The sequence below is a fragment of the Nocardioides sp. NBC_00850 genome (assembly GCF_045207335.1).
In the GTDB taxonomy this organism is placed as follows: Bacteria; Actinomycetota; Actinomycetes; order Propionibacteriales; family Nocardioidaceae; genus Nocardioides.
Window position 1 is genome coordinate 5,570,520 of the sequence record NZ_CP108845.1, and the last position, 14,662, is coordinate 5,585,181.

19 protein-coding genes are annotated in these 14,662 nt (G+C 69.1%); 15 read left to right on the forward strand and 4 right to left on the reverse strand.

From position 1 onward, the window contains the following. The first annotated feature begins 8 nt into the window (after positions 1-8). Complete coding sequence (locus OH802_RS27055) at positions 9-791, forward strand: exodeoxyribonuclease III (RefSeq protein WP_406023466.1); 783 nt, start codon at positions 9-11, stop codon at positions 789-791. 10 nt (positions 792-801) lie between these two features. Next, complete coding sequence (locus OH802_RS27060) at positions 802-1,749, forward strand: endonuclease/exonuclease/phosphatase family protein (protein WP_406023467.1); 948 nt, start codon at positions 802-804, stop codon at positions 1,747-1,749. Here the strand turns inward: OH802_RS27060 and OH802_RS27065 are convergent. Continuing rightward, positions 1,732-2,049 (reverse strand): TfoX/Sxy family protein, encoded by a 318-nt coding sequence (locus tag OH802_RS27065; RefSeq protein WP_406023468.1) that lies wholly within the window; start codon positions 2,047-2,049, stop codon positions 1,732-1,734. The genes OH802_RS27060 and OH802_RS27065 overlap by 18 nt on opposite strands. A gap of 75 nt (positions 2,050-2,124) precedes the next feature. On the opposite strand from OH802_RS27065, the gene OH802_RS27070 reads away from it, so the two are divergent. Together OH802_RS27070 and OH802_RS27075 are read left to right on the forward strand one after the other, a co-directional pair. Next, entirely contained in the window at positions 2,125-3,216 is a 1,092-nt protein-coding gene (locus OH802_RS27070) for a DNA recombination protein RmuC (RefSeq protein ID WP_357353345.1), read from the forward strand. A 4-nt stretch (positions 3,217-3,220) separates the two neighbouring features. After that, positions 3,221-3,664, forward strand: a complete 444-nt coding sequence (locus OH802_RS27075) for a DUF6542 domain-containing protein (protein ID WP_406023469.1) — start codon at positions 3,221-3,223, stop codon at positions 3,662-3,664. On the opposite strand, the gene OH802_RS27080 is transcribed toward OH802_RS27075, so the two are convergent. Together OH802_RS27080 and OH802_RS27085 are read right to left on the reverse strand one after the other, a co-directional pair. Then, positions 3,665-4,294, reverse strand: a complete 630-nt coding sequence (locus tag OH802_RS27080) for an L-threonylcarbamoyladenylate synthase (protein WP_406023470.1) — start codon at positions 4,292-4,294, stop codon at positions 3,665-3,667. A 33-nt stretch (positions 4,295-4,327) separates the two neighbouring features. Next, positions 4,328-5,326: a 4-hydroxy-3-methylbut-2-enyl diphosphate reductase gene (locus OH802_RS27085; protein WP_406023471.1), complete on the reverse strand. Its 999-nt coding sequence runs from the start codon at positions 5,324-5,326 to the stop codon at positions 4,328-4,330. 65 nt (positions 5,327-5,391) lie between these two features. On the opposite strand from OH802_RS27085, the gene xseA reads away from it, so the two are divergent. Together xseA and OH802_RS27095 are read left to right on the forward strand one after the other, a co-directional pair. Next, positions 5,392-6,639 (forward strand): exodeoxyribonuclease VII large subunit, encoded by a 1,248-nt coding sequence (xseA, locus tag OH802_RS27090; RefSeq protein WP_406023472.1) that lies wholly within the window; start codon positions 5,392-5,394, stop codon positions 6,637-6,639. Further along, a complete protein-coding gene (locus OH802_RS27095; protein WP_350662415.1) occupies positions 6,632-6,829 on the forward strand; it encodes an exodeoxyribonuclease VII small subunit in 198 nt (65 codons plus the stop codon). Before xseA ends, OH802_RS27095 begins: the two co-directional genes overlap by 8 nt. 110 nt (positions 6,830-6,939) lie before the next feature. Here OH802_RS27095 and OH802_RS27100 read toward each other — a convergent pair whose 3' ends face one another. Continuing rightward, positions 6,940-7,563, reverse strand: coding sequence for a DUF4245 family protein (locus tag OH802_RS27100; RefSeq protein WP_406023473.1), 624 nt, complete (start codon positions 7,561-7,563; stop codon positions 6,940-6,942). 129 nt (positions 7,564-7,692) lie between these two features. On the opposite strand from OH802_RS27100, the gene OH802_RS27105 reads away from it, so the two are divergent. The 9 genes from OH802_RS27105 to OH802_RS27145 all read left to right on the forward strand — a co-directional run bounded on the left by OH802_RS27105 (position 7,693) and on the right by OH802_RS27145 (position 14,648). Beyond that, complete coding sequence (locus OH802_RS27105; RefSeq protein ID WP_406023474.1) at positions 7,693-8,082, forward strand: molybdopterin-binding protein; 390 nt, start codon at positions 7,693-7,695, stop codon at positions 8,080-8,082. Beyond that, positions 8,079-8,834, forward strand: a complete 756-nt coding sequence (gene modA / locus OH802_RS27110; RefSeq protein ID WP_406023475.1) for a molybdate ABC transporter substrate-binding protein — start codon at positions 8,079-8,081, stop codon at positions 8,832-8,834. Before OH802_RS27105 ends, modA begins: the two co-directional genes overlap by 4 nt. 58 nt (positions 8,835-8,892) lie before the next feature. Continuing rightward, complete coding sequence (locus OH802_RS27115; RefSeq protein WP_406023476.1) at positions 8,893-9,654, forward strand: ABC transporter permease; 762 nt, start codon at positions 8,893-8,895, stop codon at positions 9,652-9,654. Then, on the forward strand, positions 9,651-10,349 hold the full coding sequence (locus OH802_RS27120) for an ATP-binding cassette domain-containing protein (RefSeq protein ID WP_406023477.1): 699 nt from the start codon (positions 9,651-9,653) through the stop codon (positions 10,347-10,349). Before OH802_RS27115 ends, OH802_RS27120 begins: the two co-directional genes overlap by 4 nt. A 42-nt stretch (positions 10,350-10,391) precedes the next feature. Continuing rightward, positions 10,392-11,411 carry a class II fructose-bisphosphatase gene (gene glpX, locus OH802_RS27125; RefSeq protein WP_406023478.1) on the forward strand — a complete coding sequence of 340 codons (1,020 nt, stop codon included), beginning with the start codon at positions 10,392-10,394 and terminating at the stop codon, positions 11,409-11,411. 180 nt (positions 11,412-11,591) lie between these two features. Beyond that, positions 11,592-12,059, forward strand: a complete 468-nt coding sequence (locus OH802_RS27130) for a hypothetical protein (RefSeq protein WP_406023479.1) — start codon at positions 11,592-11,594, stop codon at positions 12,057-12,059. Continuing rightward, positions 12,056-12,361: a hypothetical protein gene (locus OH802_RS27135; protein WP_406023480.1), complete on the forward strand. Its 306-nt coding sequence runs from the start codon at positions 12,056-12,058 to the stop codon at positions 12,359-12,361. Before OH802_RS27130 ends, OH802_RS27135 begins: the two co-directional genes overlap by 4 nt. Continuing rightward, positions 12,358-14,148 carry an alpha/beta hydrolase gene (locus tag OH802_RS27140; RefSeq protein WP_406023481.1) on the forward strand — a complete coding sequence of 597 codons (1,791 nt, stop codon included), beginning with the start codon at positions 12,358-12,360 and terminating at the stop codon, positions 14,146-14,148. The genes OH802_RS27135 and OH802_RS27140 overlap by 4 nt, the downstream gene beginning before the upstream one ends. Beyond that, complete coding sequence (locus tag OH802_RS27145) at positions 14,145-14,648, forward strand: hypothetical protein (protein ID WP_406023482.1); 504 nt, start codon at positions 14,145-14,147, stop codon at positions 14,646-14,648. Before OH802_RS27140 ends, OH802_RS27145 begins: the two co-directional genes overlap by 4 nt. Positions 14,649-14,662: the final 14 nt, after the last annotated feature.

The window sequence follows — 14,662 nt, forward strand, 5'->3', positions numbered from 1 at the left end:
TGACGGGCGTGCGTATCGCCACCTGGAACATCAACTCCATCCGCTCCCGCATCGACCGCGTCGAGGCCTTCGTCGAGCGACACTCGATCGACGTGCTCGCCCTGCAGGAGACCAAGGCCAAGCCCGACCAGATCCCGACGATGGGACTGGAGGCTCGTGGCTACGAGGTCGCCTCGGTGGGCTACGACCAGTGGAACGGCGTTGCGCTGATCTCCCGGGTCGGGCTGACCGACGTCCAGGTCGGGTTCGAGGGGATGCCGTCGTTCAAGGACGTCGCCGAGGCCCGCGCGCTCACGGCGACCTGCGGTGACGTACGGGTGACCTCCGTCTACGTCCCCAACGGCCGCAAGCCGGACGATCCCCACTACGCCTACAAGCTGGAGTGGCTCGCGGCCCTGCAGAAGGCCTCGCAGGCCTGGCACGACGGCCCCTCGGCCATGGTCGGCGACTGGAACGTCTGCCCCTTCGACGAGGACTGCTTCGACCCCAAGCAGTTCGTCGGCAAGACTCACCTCACCCCCGCCGAGCGCGACGCCTTCTTCGCCATCGAGAAGGACTTCAAGGACGTCGTACGCCCCTTCGTGCCCGGCCCGGAGGCCTACACCTACTTCGACTACTACCGCCAGCGCTTCGAGCGCAACCGCGGCCTGCGCATCGACTTCGTCCTCGGCTCCCCGACGTTCGCCTCACGGGTGACGGGTGCGTTCGTCGATCTCGACGAGCGCAACCCCGCCATCGGGACCGGCTCCCCCTCCGACCACGCTCCGGTGATCGTCGATCTCGCCGACTGACGACGATGCCGTGAAACGGGAGCGCCGGGGAACGGTCTGGTCCCGCGGCACGGTGTGCGCGGTCCTCCTACTCGTCACCGCCGGCGCGATCCTCTTCCGCGCCCATCTCCCGTCGGCGTTCGGCATCGGGAGCCTCGTGGAGACGTTCCTGCCGTGGCTCGGCGCGGTCGCGGTGCTGCTCCTGCTCGTCGGGCTGGCGCGACGCTCGGCCACCGCGGTCATCGCGTTCATCGTCCCCGCCGTAGCGTGGGGCTGGACGTTTCAGACCAAGCTCTCCGACGTACCTGCCCCGCGCCACGACCTGGTCGTCGTCCAGCACAACGTGAGCGACACGAACACGGACATCACCGGGACCGTCCGCGAGATCCTCGCTGCCTCGCCCGACATCGTGACGCTGAACGAGGTCGTTCCCGAGCTGGTCGACGACTACAGCCGGGCGTTCGGAGATGTCCTCCCGCACCACGAGACGTACGGCACCGTCGGGGTCTGGTCGGCACAGCCTCTGGAGAACGCGACACCCCTCGATCTGCGCCCAGCGGGCGTGGACGCGTCGTGGAGACGTGGGCTGCGGGTGGAGACCAGACCGGCCGAAGACGCCCCGGTCGTCGCGGTCTATGCGGTGCACCTGCCCTCGATCCGGCTGGGCGTCCGCGGTCTGGATGTCACGGCGCGCAACGGGAGCATCGGGCTTCTCGCCGAGGCGTTGCGGGCCGACGACGCCGAGGTCGTGATCGTCTCCGGCGACTTCAACGCAGATGCGGGTGACCGCGCGCTTCGTCCGGTCATCTCCCAGGTCAGCGAACCGCAGGACCGCTTCGGGTTCACCTTCCCAGCAGCCCTCCCGGCCATCCGCATCGACCACGTCTTCGCCCGTGGCGCCGAGGTCGAGGACGTACGACCGTTGGACCGGACCGGAAGCGATCACCTTCCCGTGGTCACGCTACTTCGGTGGCAGTGACTCGGCGGTGGCGACGCCGCGCTCGACCCAGCCGGCGAGCGCGTCGCCGCTGAGCAGGTCGGCGGCGACGTTGACGTAGCCGGACATCGTCCGGGCGCCCATGATCATCGGGTCGGCGCCTGCCGCGAGGGCGGCCTCGTAGGCCGACTTGCCGGTGCGTACGAGAAGGTCGTCGGCGCCGACCGCGCACGCCATGTTGCCGTTCACCATGAACGCCAGCCCACCGAACATCTTCACCTCGGTGGTTCCGGCGGGCATCAGGTCCCGGACGCGTTCGGCCAGCTCGACGTTGTGGGCCATGCCTCCATGGAACCACGAACGACCGGCCGTGCCCATCCGAACAAATTGTCGGTGGTCCCTGCGAGGATCGATGTCATGGAGATCTGGATCCTCGTGCTCGGACTGGTGATCGGTCTTGCCCTGGGCGTCGTGCTCGGGGTGCTGTGGGCGCGGGCCCGGAGCGTGGGGACGGTCGCCGCGGGGATGGTGGACCAGGCCGAGGTGATGCAGGGGCTCGACCGGCTCAGCGACCAGATGCAGCATCTCGACCGGGAGCGGGCCCGCTGGCAGGGGCAGTTCGAGACCGAGGTCGGGCGGCTCCAGACCGAGACCCGGTCGCTGTCGACGGCGCTGCGGAAGCCCCAGGTCAGGGGCCGTTGGGGCGAGATGCACCTGCGCCGCGCGGTCGAGCTCGCCGGCCTGGTCGACAAGTGCGACTTCTCCGAGCAGGTCCATCTCGAGGACGGGCGGCTGCGACCCGACCTGGTGGTGCACCTGTCCGGCAACAAGGAGCTGGTCGTCGACTCCAAGGTCCCCCTGGACGCCTACCTCGACGCCGCGTCCGCGGACAACGAGGACGACTACCGCGCTCACCTGCGCCGACACACCGCCCAGCTGCGTACGCATGTGGACCAGCTCGCCTCTAAGTCCTACTGGCGCTTCCTGGAGGAGTCGCCCGAGTTCGTCGTGCTCTTCGTCCCGGCGGAGTCGTTCCTCTCGGCGGCGCTGGAGACCGAGCCCGGCCTGATCGAGTACGCCGCGGAGCGCCGGGTCGTGCTGGCCTCACCGACGACGCTGATCGCGCTGCTGCGCACGGTGGCGCACGGATGGTCCCACGAGGCGCTCGCCGAACAGGCCCGGGAGATCCATCGGCTCGGCCGTGACCTGCACCAGCGCCTGTCCACGATGTCAGGCCACCTGGACGGGATCGGGCGCTCCCTCAACACCGCGGTGACCCGCTACAACCAGGCGATCGGGTCCCTCGACAACCGGGTCCTGGTGGCCGCCCGTCGTTTCAATGAATTATCGGTAACCGACGATGAGCTCGAGACGCCTCGTCCGGTGGAGATACGCGCTGTGGAGCGGCTCAGCAGCGTAAGGGAAGATGATCGGCGCGCCGCCGAGAATGACGGTGTGCCGGGCCCTACCGTGGGTTCGGATACACAGGCTGCATACGAGAGATCGTGACCCCATGAGTCAGCGCACCATCTGGGAGGAAGGACGCGAGTCCGGCCGCCATGTTGTCGCGCTCGGATCCGCCACCTCGCTGACGGTGACCTTCGTCGATCTGCTCATTGACGACCAGATCGGCCTGCTCTTCGACTTCGCCTTCGTGGCGATCGCGCTTACGCTCGCGCTGATCGTCAGACCCAGTGATTTCTTCGTGGTCGCGGTGCTTCCGCCGCTGATCATGCTCGGCATCTTCATCCTGTTGGCCGCGACCCAGCCCGGGTCGATCGCCGACGCCGGAGACGGCTTCGTCCAAGCCGTGGTCAGCGGCCTCGGACACCACGCGATCAGCCTCTTCATCGGCTACGCCCTGTGCCTGGGCTGCCTGGTGATGCGCCGCCGGGTTCTGAAACAGCGCATCGAGACCCGCGACGAGGTCGAGCGCGAACGCGCACTCGCCTCCTGATCAGTCCAGCGCCAGGAACCCGGAGACGTCGCCGGCACCCTCACGGATGACCTCGGGCTCGCCGTCGGACCAATCGATGACCGTGGTCGGCTCGGCCGGGGTCTCACCGGCCTCGATCACGATGTCGACCTGGTGATCGAGCGCCTCCTTGACGTTCCAGCCGAAGACCTCCGGCTCGGTCTCGCCGGGCAGGATCAGCGTCGAGGACAGCAGCGGCTCACCGAGCTCCTCGAGCAGCGCCTGCACGACGGCGTGCTCGGGGATGCGTACGCCGACGGTCTTCTTCTTCGGGTGCATCAGCCGTCGCGGCACCTCAGGGGTCGCCGGGAGGATGAACGTGTAGGGCCCCGGAGTCGCGTGCTTGATCGCCCGGAAGGCGCTGTTGTCGACGTGGACCATCGTGCCGAGCTGCGCGAAGTCCTTGCAGATCAACGTGAAGTGGTGGCGGTCGTCGAGGCCACGGATCCGCAGGATCCGGTCGCGACCGTCCTTGTTGCCGATCCGCGAGCCGAGCGCGTAGCCGGAGTCGGTCGGGTACGCGATCAGCTGGTCGTCACGCAGGGCATCGACGACCTGGCTGATCAGACGGGACTGCGGGTTGTCAGGGTGTACGTCGAGAAATCGGGCCACCCCTCGACCCTAACGCCACCGGGCGGGCTGGGATCAACCCCTCGCGGCAGCGGCTTTCAGGTCCTTGCGGAGTTCGGTGGGCAGCGCGAAGATCAGCGACTCCTCGGCGCTCTTGTGTGCCAGGGCGTCGGGGAAGCCACGCTCCTTGAGGAACTCGACGACGCCCTCGACCAGCTTCTCGGGCACGCTGGCTCCGGAGGTGACCGAGACGCTGCGTACGCCGTCGAGCCAGGACTCGTCGATCTCACTGGCGTCGTCGACGCGGTAGGCGGCCTTGGCGCCGGCCTCGAGCGCGACCTCGACCAGGCGGACCGAGTTGGAGGAGTTGCCGGAGCCGACGACGATGACCAGGTCGCTGGCCCCGCCGATCTCCTTGACGGCCTGCTGGCGGTTCTGGGTGGCGTAGCAGATGTCGTCGCTGGGCGGGTCGAGCAGCTCGGGGAACTTCGCCCGGAGCGCGGCGACCGTCTCCATGGTCTCGTCGACCGAGAGAGTCGTCTGGGAGAGCCAGACGACCTTGGAGGGGTCGGCCACCTCGAGGCCGGGTACGTCACCAGGCCCCTCGACGAGCGTCGTCGCCTCCGGAGCCTCGCCCATGGTGCCCTCGACCTCCTCGTGACCGGCGTGGCCGATCAGCAGGATGCTGTAACCCTCGCGCGCGAATCGCTTGGCCTCCAGGTGGACCTTGGTGACCAGCGGGCAGGTCGCGTCGATCGTCTTCAGCTCGCGCACGGCGGCGTCGGCGTGGACCGCCGGGGAGACGCCGTGGGCGGAGAAGACGACGGTCGCGCCCGAGGGCACCTCGTCGAGCTCGTTGACGAAGATCGCGCCGCGGTTGCGCAGGTCGTCGACGACGTGCTTGTTGTGCACGATCTCCTTGCGCACGTAGACCGGTGCGCCGTAGAGGTCCAGCGCCTCCTCGACGGTGATCACGGCCCGGTCCACCCCGGCGCAATAGCCGCGCGGCTCCGCGAGGAGGACAGCCTTCTCGTCGTCGGAGATCAGGCGTGGGGTGCCGAGGTCGATGCTCATGGGACCAGTCTAGAGACCGTGGCGTGACACCTCTAATGTCGGTGGCCCGCTCTAGGGTTGGCGGCATGGCCCTCGACACCTCCCCCGAGTCGCCCGCTCCGGTGCGGCAGATCGCGAACGCGATCGGCGGCTGGATCGACAAGCTCGGTGCGGTCTGGGTGGAGGGGCAGGTGGCCCAGATGAGCCGACGGCCGGGGATGCAGACCGTCTTCCTGACCCTGCGCGACTCGGTGGCCGACATCTCGGTGCCGGTGACGTGCACACGGTTCCTGCTCGACAGCCTGAATCCGCCGCTGGTCGAGGGCGCCTCGGTGATCATCCATGCGAAGCCGTCCTACTACGCCAACCGCGGCACCCTGTCGCTGCAGGCCCGCGACATCCGTCCGGTCGGGCTCGGTGAGCTGCTCGCCCGGCTCGAGCAGCGCCGGCAGCTGCTGGCCGCCGAGGGGCTCTTCGCTGCCGAGCTCAAGCGGCCGCTCCCCTTCCTGCCGACCAAGGTCGGGCTGCTCACCGCGGCGAACTCCGCGGCCGAGCGGGATGTGCTCGAGAACGCGAAGCGACGGTGGCCGCAGGTGCGGTTCGAGGTGGCGTACGCCGCGATGCAGGGGGCGCGCAGCGCTGCCGACGTCGTCGAGAAGCTGCAGCGGCTCGACCGCGACCCCGAGGTCGACGTGATCGTCATCGCCCGCGGCGGCGGTTCGGTCGAGGACCTGCTGCCGTTCTCCGACGAGCACCTGATCCGTGCGGTGCACGCCGCGCGCACCCCGGTCGTCTCCGCGATCGGCCACGAGCCCGACTCGCCGCTGCTGGACCTTGCTGCTGACGTACGAGCCTCGACGCCGACCGATGCCGCCAAGCTCGTCGTACCCGACGTGGTCGAGGAGCAGCGGATCGTCGCGACCGGACGCGACCGGCTCCGCGGCGGAATCGCCGCACTGATCCACCGCGAGCAGACGCTCCTGGACGCGTTGCGCTCCCGGCCGGTGCTGGCCGACCCGCGCTCACTGATCGACGCTCGGCGCGACGAGGTCACCTCGCTGCGCGACCGCGCCAGGCGCACCGTCGGGCACTCCCTCGACCGGGCCGCCGACGACATCGGCCACCATCGCGCCCGCGCTCGCGCGCTCTCACCCCTGGAGACGCTGAGACGGGGGTACGCCGTCGCCCAGGATGCCGACGGACACGTCCTCACCAGCGTCGCCGACGCCGCCGAGGGCGAGGCGGTCAGCATCCGCCTCGCCGACGGCCGCCTGACAACGACCATCACCTCGATCGAGAAGACTGAGCCCACTAAGGACGTAGCCGATGACTGACGACGACAAGAACCTGTCCTACGAGCAGGCCCGCGAGGAGCTGGTCGAGGTCGTCCGCAAGCTCGAGGCCGGCGGCATCACCCTCGAGGAGTCCCTGGCGCTGTGGGAGCGTGGCGAGAAGCTGGCCACGCTGTGCCAGGAGTGGCTCGACGGCGCCCGGAAGAAGATCGACGCCGCCATCCAGGACTGACGAGACGTCGCTCCCGCCGCCCGAGACGTCACTTAGGTCGGCCGAGAAGTCACAGCGCTGCCACCTCGGCCGACGTAGGCGACGTCTCGGCCGACGCGGGTGACGTCTCGCTACTTCAGGGGCTCGGTGGTGATGAGGGCGAGGTAGTCGCGTACGTCGCCGTCCTTGGGGCCCCAGAGCATCAGGGTCTGGCCGTCGACCTCGGCGGAGTAGCCGGTGTCGCCGCCGGAGTCGGACCATTCGGTCCAGGTGTCGGCGACGTCGGTGTCGATGCTGACCTCGTCGCCCTTCTTGGCCTGGGTGTCGACGTTCTTCTGAGCCAGCGCCTGCGCCGAGCGGGAGGAGAGCTCCAGGCCGACGTAGGAGGTCTCGCCCTTGACGAACGACATGGTCCACGCCGGCTCCTCGCCGCCCTGGTAGGACGGGTCGGTGTTGGCGTACCAGTCCGAGGGCAGCTCGCGCGGGTAGACGACGTCGAGGTCGGCGACCTGGGCGCTGCGTACGGCCTCGGCCCAGTCGGCCTTGTAGGTCTCGTTGGCTCCACTGACCTCGCGCTCGAGGTTGCCGCGCCACTGCACGATCAGCACGATCGGGACGACGAGGACGAGCAGGAAGATCATCGACCCGATCAGGGCACCGAACGTGCGTGGGTAGCTGCGCGCCGGGGTCTCCGGCTGCTCGCCCGCCGGCTCATTCGACGGCTGGGCGGGCTGCTGCTGATCGGTGTCGCTCACGCCCTCCATGGTCCCACTCGGTCGATGTTCCCTCGAATCGTGGTCTCGACGAGCTCGACCATCGAGTCCAAGCGTTCCGCAGATGAGGACATTTCGCACGGATCACGCCGCAGATGCGATACTCCTCCTGTGACCGCCTACCGCATCGCCGAAGCTGCCGGCCTCCTCGGCGTCAGCGACGACACCGTGCGCCGCTGGATCGACGCGGGACGGATCGAGGCGAGCACTGAGAACGGCCGGGCGGTCATCGACGGCGTCGCCCTGGCCGAGCTGGCCTCGGAGCTGGCCGGTGCCCCCGACCCGGACCGGGCGAAGGCGGTCAGCGCCCGCAACCGGATGCTCGGGATCGTCACCAAGACCACCCTGGACACCGTGATGGCCCAGGTGGAGATGGTCTGCGGGCCCTACCGGATCGTCTCGCTGATGAGCGCCGAGGCCGCCATCGAGCTGGGTCTCGAGCCCGGCGTCAGCGCGGTCGCATCCATCAAGTCAACCAACGTCGTCGTGGAGCGCCCATGATCATGAACCGTGGAATCGGTGCCGCCGTCGCGGTGACGGCCGCCCTCGCGCTCGCCGGCTGCGGGAGCTCGAGCGAGGGATCGGAGGACCGTGAGCTGACCGTCTTCGCGGCGGCCTCACTGACCGACACGTTCACCGAGCTGGCGGAGCAGTTCGAGAAGGACCACCCCGGTGTGAAGGTGACCACCAGCTTCGGCGGCTCCTCCGACCTGGTGGCCCAGATCGAGGACGGCGCCCCGGCGGACGTCTTCGCCTCGGCCGACACCAAGAACATGGACAAGCTCGGCGACCTGGCCGCCGACCCTCAGGACTTCGCCGCCAACACGCTGGAGATCGCCACGCCACCGGGCAACCCGGCCGAGATCACCGGCTTCCCGGATCTCGCCAAGGCCGGGACCAAGGTCGTCGTCTGCGCGGCAGAGGTCCCCTGCGGCAACGCGACCGCTCAGATGGAGGAGGAGACCGGCGTCGACATCGAGCCGGTCAGCGAGGAGCAGTCGGTCAGCGACGTACTCGCCAAGGTCACCTCCGGTGACGCCGATGCCGGGGTCGTGTACGTCACCGACGTGACCGCCGCCGGCGACACCGTGACGGGCGTCGAGTTCGAGGAGTCCGACCAGGTCGTGAACACCTATCCGATCAGCACCATCGACGGCTCCGACGACGCCGACCTCGCGCAGGAGTTCGTCGACCTGGTGCTGAGCGAGACCGGACAGAAGGTCCTGACCGATGCCGGCTTCAGCCAGCCCTGATCTTCTCGGGACCGCCAGGCGGACGGACCGGCAGAGGGGGGCCGGTCCGTCCGTCGGTATGCCACGCTGGCTGTGGTTCCCGGCGGCCCTGGCGGCGGCTTTCATCATCGTTCCGCTCGCCGCGATCATCCTCCGCGTCGACCTGGCGAGCTTCCCGGCGCTGATCACCTCGCCGTCCGCACTGGAGGCGCTCTGGCTCAGCCTGCGCACCGCGGTGGCGAGCACCGCGTTGTGCATCCTCCTCGGCGTACCTCTGTCCACCGTCCTCGCCCGCACCAGCTTCCGAGGTCAGGGCCTGGTGCGTTCGCTGGTGCTCCTTCCGCTCGTGCTGCCCCCGGTCGTCAGCGGGCTGGCGCTGCTCTACACCTTCGGCCGCCGTGGGCTGCTGGGACAGTCGCTGGACCTGATCGGCATCCAGATCCCGTTCACCACGCTCGCCGTGGTGATGGCGCAGACGTTCGTCGCGCTGCCGTTCCTGGTGATCAGCCTCGAAGGCGCGCTGCGCACCAGCGGCACCCGCTACGAGGCGGTCGCGGCCACGCTGGGGGCCCGTCCGACCACTGTCTTCCGGCGCGTCACCCTCCCCCTGGTCGGCCCCGGCCTGCTCTCCGGATCGGTCCTGGCCTTCGCTCGCTGCCTGGGCGAGTTCGGCGCCACGATCACCTTCGCCGGCAACCTCCCGGGAGTGACCAGCACGATGCCGCTGCAGGTCTACCTGCTCCGCGTGGACGACCCCGACGCGGCGGTCGCGCTGTCGCTGGTGCTGGTCGTCGTAGCGGTCGGCGTGATCGGGTTCGCCCGCCACGGGAGGGCTCTATGAGCTCTCTCCACCTGCATGCCGTCATCGCCCAGCGCGGCATCGACGTCACCCTCGACGTGGCCGCCGGCGAGACGGTCGCGCTCACCGGCCCCAACGGCGCCGGCAAGTCGAGCATCCTCGGCGTGATCGCCGGACTCCTGCGTCCCGACGAAGGAGAGGTACGCCTCGGCGACCGCGCCCTCGACAGCACTCCCCCGCACGCCCGCGGGATCGCGCTCCTCGCCCAGGACCCGCTGCTCTTCCCGCACCTGTCGGTGCTGGCCAACGTCGCCTTCGCGCCCCGGGCCCGTGGCGTACACCGCCGCCAGGCCAACGAGCTCGCCACCCGCCACCTCGCCGAGGTCGGCGCCGAGATGCTCGCCGGGCGCAGGCCGACGGAGATCTCCGGCGGTCAGGCCCAACGCGTGGCGGTGGCCCGAGCCCTCGCGGCCGACCCCGAGCTGCTCCTGCTCGACGAGCCGATGGCCTCGCTCGACGTCGACGTACGTCCTGCCCTTCGACAGACGCTGCGCACCGCCCTCGAGGACAGGACCGCGATCATCGTCACCCACGACGCGGCCGACGCCCGTGCGCTCGCCGACCGGGTGGTGGTGATCGAGCACGGCCACATCGTCGAGGACGGCCCCACCGAGCAGGTTCTCAACGACCCGCAGTCGGGTTTTGCTGTGAGGCTTGTCTCTGGATCGATCAAGTGACACCGTGGCCGCTCCACCGCGCCCGGCCGATAGATTGACCCTATGAACGACACCCAGCCGCTCGGCGTCGCCCCCACCGCCCCTGACCGCAACCTGGCCCTCGAGCTCGTGCGCGTGACGGAGGCCGCGGCGATGGCCGCCGGCCGCTGGGTGGGTCGCGGCGACAAGAACGGCGCCGACGGCGTCGCGGTCAACGCGATGCGCACGATGATCTCCACCGTCGCCATGAACGGCACCGTCGTGATCGGTGAGGGCGAGAAGGACAACGCCCCGATGCTCTACAACGGCGAGGACGTCGGCGACGGTACCGGCCCCGACTGCGACGTCGCCGTCGACCCGATCGACGGCACCACCCTGTGCGCCAAGGGCATGAGCAACGCCGTCGCGGTGATGGCGGTCGCCCCGCGCGGCAGCATGTACGACCCCAGCGCCGTCTTCTACATGGAGAAGCTGGTCACCGGCCCCGAGGCAGCCGACGTCGTCGACATCCGCCTCCCCGTCGCCGAGAACATCGCCGCGGTGGCCAAGGCGAAGGACACCAAGGCCTCCGACATCACCGTGATCGTGCTCGACCGGCCGCGCCACGACAAGCTGGTCGACGAGATCCGCCAGACCGGCGCCCGGATCAAGTTCATCGTCGACGGCGACGTCGCCGGCGCGATCTCGGCCGCTCGCGCCGGCTCCGGCGCCGACCTGCTGATGGGCATCGGCGGCACTCCCGAGGGCATCGTCGCCGCGTGCGCGATGAAGGCGCTCGGCGGCACCATCCAGGGCCGGCTGTGGCCCAAGGACGACGAGGAGCGCCAGCGCGCCCTCGACGCCGGCCACAACCTCGACCCCGACTTCGTGCTCCACACCGACGACCTGGTCACCGGCGACGACTCCTTCTTCGTCGCCACCGGCATCACCGACGGCGACCTGATGCGGGGCGTCCAGTACCTCCCCCACGGCGCCATCGTCACCGACTCCCTGGTGATGCGCAGCCGCTCGGGCACGATCCGCAAGGTCACCTCGGAGCACCAGCTCGCCAAGCTCCAGGCGTACAGCGCCATCGACTTCTGATCCTCGCCCGGCGCTTGCGCCGGCCAGATGCGCGGCAAGGACCTCCTGGTCCTTGCCGCGCTTCTCGTTGTCCTTCTTGTCCCCGGAGTGACCCCCGCGGTGCCACTTTGTTGCTATCTTGTGGTTCGACACGAGCATTGATGAGCGTCTCAGGTGTATGTCACTCGGGGAGGCATCGTTGTGACGGACCCATTCTTCGCCGCGCTGCGCGAGCGTCGCCCAGACGTCGACATCGTCATCCTGCCTCCGGCAGACCCTCCCGAGCCCTTACCCGAGGCGACGGCCGATCAGCTGAGCCAGTCGGCGCAGGTGGTGGCCGCAACCGTCGCAGCCATCGCCGCACGCATGCCGGAGCCGACCTCGGACGGACCGAGATGGGAGCCGTACAACAGCGAGAACGTACGCCGCTGGGCCCAGCTCGAGGCTCGAACGGCCGACGGCGACGTGATCCTGGGCGGCCTCGATCAGGCGTTCCGAGACGCGAGGTGGCACTCCGGCGTCGCGGCGAAGGCGTTCCACCGCTGGACAGCTTCACGAGCTGACGTCCAGATCGTCGGCACCTGGTCCGAACGTCACCACCGGCTCGTGGTGACCGTGACCGGCCAGATCCTCCGGCCCCCTGCGAACGTGCGGGAGGCGCTGGCATGACGCTGCACGTCGAACCCGCCAAGGTCCAGTCCACGGCTGCCGCGTGGGATACGGAGAATCTCCATCTCACCGCTGCGGCGAAGCAGATCGACGGTGCCGGCGCAGGTGGCTTCACGCCGACCGTGGCGGGTCTGGTCGGACAGTTCATCGAGGCGTGGCAGGCGATCGCCACGAAGTCCGCCCGCTCCGCCGAGTCCCAGGCCGACGGGCTGCGGAGCACCGCGATCGGCCTCCTCGAGACCGACGCGAAGACCGACATCAACGCATCCTTGGTGCTGAGCAGCATCAGGGAGATCCGGTGACCATCACCGTCTCCCTGCCCCCGAGGCCGAGCGAGACGCCCGAGTTCACCGCGGACGGCCAGAAGGTGCAGGAGATGGGGTCCACCCTGCGCACCTCGTCGTCGATCTTCGACGACCACGGCTCGTTCGTCGGCGGAAAGGCGAAGGACTCCGGCCTCCTCGACGGCGACGCGGCCGCCGCGTACGCCCAGGCGCTCAACCCCATCGGCAAACATGCCGATGCCTGCTCGCTGGCGTTGCGCGCCGCGGCCAACGCCGTCCTGGGCCATGGCGACGAGCTGGTCGACCTCAAGAGGCGTCATCAGGATCTCAAGGGCGAACGGGAGCGCCTGACCCGCCAGGTCGACGCGCTCACCGCCCGAGCGAACCCGCTGCCCACCGACGAGGCCGAGCTCCGGAACCTCCAGTCGGACTGCGACCGCTGCACCGACCAGGTCGAGACGTACGAGTCCGATCTGGTGAAGTGGGCCGAGGATCTCAGGGCCAGCGAGGAGAAGGTCGCGGCTGCGCTCCGCGATGCGATGACCGAGCGGCAGATCGACCAGAAGTACGCCGGAGTCGCCGACCCCGCTGACACCGCCAGGGACTCGATGCCGTCGAGCAAGGACCCCAAGGCGGTCAAGGCGTGGTGGGACGGCCTCACCGAAGAGCAACGAGCGGGCATGACCGCCGCCTACCCCGAGATCGTGGGGAACACCGACGGCATCCCGGCTGCCGACCGCAGTGACGCGAACACGATCTCCCTGGACCGCGACCTCGCCGAGCTCGGCGCCATCCCCGAGGACCAACGCACCGACGACGAGCAGACCCGCTACGACAACGCAAAGGCCGCAGATGTCGCGCGTGACAAGATCGAGAGGTCCAGGGACCCGATGACGAACGAGAACTACGACGCCCAGGTCTACATCTATGACCCGATGGCGTTTGGCGGCGACGGGCGTGTCGCGATGGCGGTCGGCGACCTCGACACGGCGAGCAATGTATCGGTCAGTGTGCCGGGCTTGACCACCGACATGGAGTCGTCCCAGTCGAATGCCGAGGATGTGATCAACCTTCATCAGGCAGCTTCGTTCGAAGGCGGCACCAGCACAGCCACCATGTTCTGGATCGGCTATGACGCGCCCAGCGGAGCCGACTCGGCCGGTGTTGCGGCCGAGGGCATGGCCACCGCCGGCGGGGAGCGGCTCGCCGACACCCTCGACGGCCTCAACGCCATGCGTTCCGACGACTTCCACCTCACCGCCATCGGCCACAGCTACGGCTCGACGACCGTCGCGCACGCGATGACCGACGGCCGCCCTGACGTCGACGACGTCGTCCTGCTGGGCAGCCCCGGAGCCGGCGACGATGCCGACTCCGCCGACGACCTGGGCGTCGGCTCGGGACACGTCTTCGTCGGCACGAACAGCGAGGATCTCGTCGGCCGGCTGGGGCAGACAGGATGGGTCAGCCCGGCAGCCGTCGGCGCGGGTGTGCTCACCGGCCCCCTCGGTGGCGTCGTCGCCCAGATGGCCGGCGCCGGCCTCGGCCACAACCCGGCCGAGGACGACTTCGGTGCCGTACGCTTTCAGGCCGAGAGCACCAGCAGGGGGTCGATCCCCAACATCGACGACCACGTCAAGTACTACGACCACGACTCGGAGTCACTCGCCAACATGGCCCACATCGTCAACGGCCAATACGACGAGGTGGTGCGCGCCGGGCAGGTGCACGACCCGTGGTACCGCGACCCGGTCGACCCCGAGAGCGACCGCAGTCCCTCCAGCCCGGACACGGATGGCCAATGACGGCTCGGGCCCTAGCCGCCGTGACGGCGACACTGACGATCCTGCTTACCGGAGGGTGTGGCGGAGTGAGCGACAAGACCTACGCCGAGCTCGAACAACAGCGAGACGACGTACTCACGTGGGCACGCGAGCTGTCGGCCGCTGCCTCAACGACCCTTGCCACGTCCCCCAAGGACGCAACGGAGGCGTACGACGGCGTGGATCAGAAGGGGCTTTCGGACAAGTACAAGTCGTACAAGTACGACGTCCAAGCCGACTTCGTCACGGAGCAACAGGACCCGCTCAACGCGCTGAGCGACGAGCTCGAGGAGTTCAGCCCAACGTTCAGTGGGAACTCGCTGCGGCTTTCGCACGGTGACCTGACCGCCCACTTCCAGACCTACCCGAATGCCCCCGGGGCGGTCGGCCTCGTCGTTCAGGGGCCACCGATCGAGATCGATCAGGAAGACATGAGCGACTGGGACGGCTTCGTCGTCGGTGAACCGGTCGACCTGCAATGACGACCCGGTAAAGT

Coding starts and splice junctions, on each gene's coding strand:
- OH802_RS27065 (WP_406023468.1), bottom strand. CDS start 2,049: ATGGCCCACAACGTCGAGCTGGCCGAACGCGTCCGGGACCTGATGCCC.
- OH802_RS27070 (WP_357353345.1), top strand. CDS start 2,125: ATGGAGATCTGGATCCTCGTGCTCGGACTGGTGATCGGTCTTGCCCTG.
- OH802_RS27075 (WP_406023469.1), top strand. CDS start 3,221: ATGAGTCAGCGCACCATCTGGGAGGAAGGACGCGAGTCCGGCCGCCAT.
- OH802_RS27085 (WP_406023471.1), bottom strand. CDS start 5,326: ATGAGCATCGACCTCGGCACCCCACGCCTGATCTCCGACGACGAGAAG.
- xseA (WP_406023472.1), top strand. CDS start 5,392: ATGGCCCTCGACACCTCCCCCGAGTCGCCCGCTCCGGTGCGGCAGATC.
- OH802_RS27095 (WP_350662415.1), top strand. CDS start 6,632: ATGACTGACGACGACAAGAACCTGTCCTACGAGCAGGCCCGCGAGGAG.
- modA (WP_406023475.1), top strand. CDS start 8,079: ATGATCATGAACCGTGGAATCGGTGCCGCCGTCGCGGTGACGGCCGCC.
- OH802_RS27115 (WP_406023476.1), top strand. CDS start 8,893: ATGCCACGCTGGCTGTGGTTCCCGGCGGCCCTGGCGGCGGCTTTCATC.
- OH802_RS27120 (WP_406023477.1), top strand. CDS start 9,651: ATGAGCTCTCTCCACCTGCATGCCGTCATCGCCCAGCGCGGCATCGAC.
- glpX (WP_406023478.1), top strand. CDS start 10,392: ATGAACGACACCCAGCCGCTCGGCGTCGCCCCCACCGCCCCTGACCGC.
- OH802_RS27135 (WP_406023480.1), top strand. CDS start 12,056: ATGACGCTGCACGTCGAACCCGCCAAGGTCCAGTCCACGGCTGCCGCG.
- OH802_RS27145 (WP_406023482.1), top strand. CDS start 14,145: ATGACGGCTCGGGCCCTAGCCGCCGTGACGGCGACACTGACGATCCTG.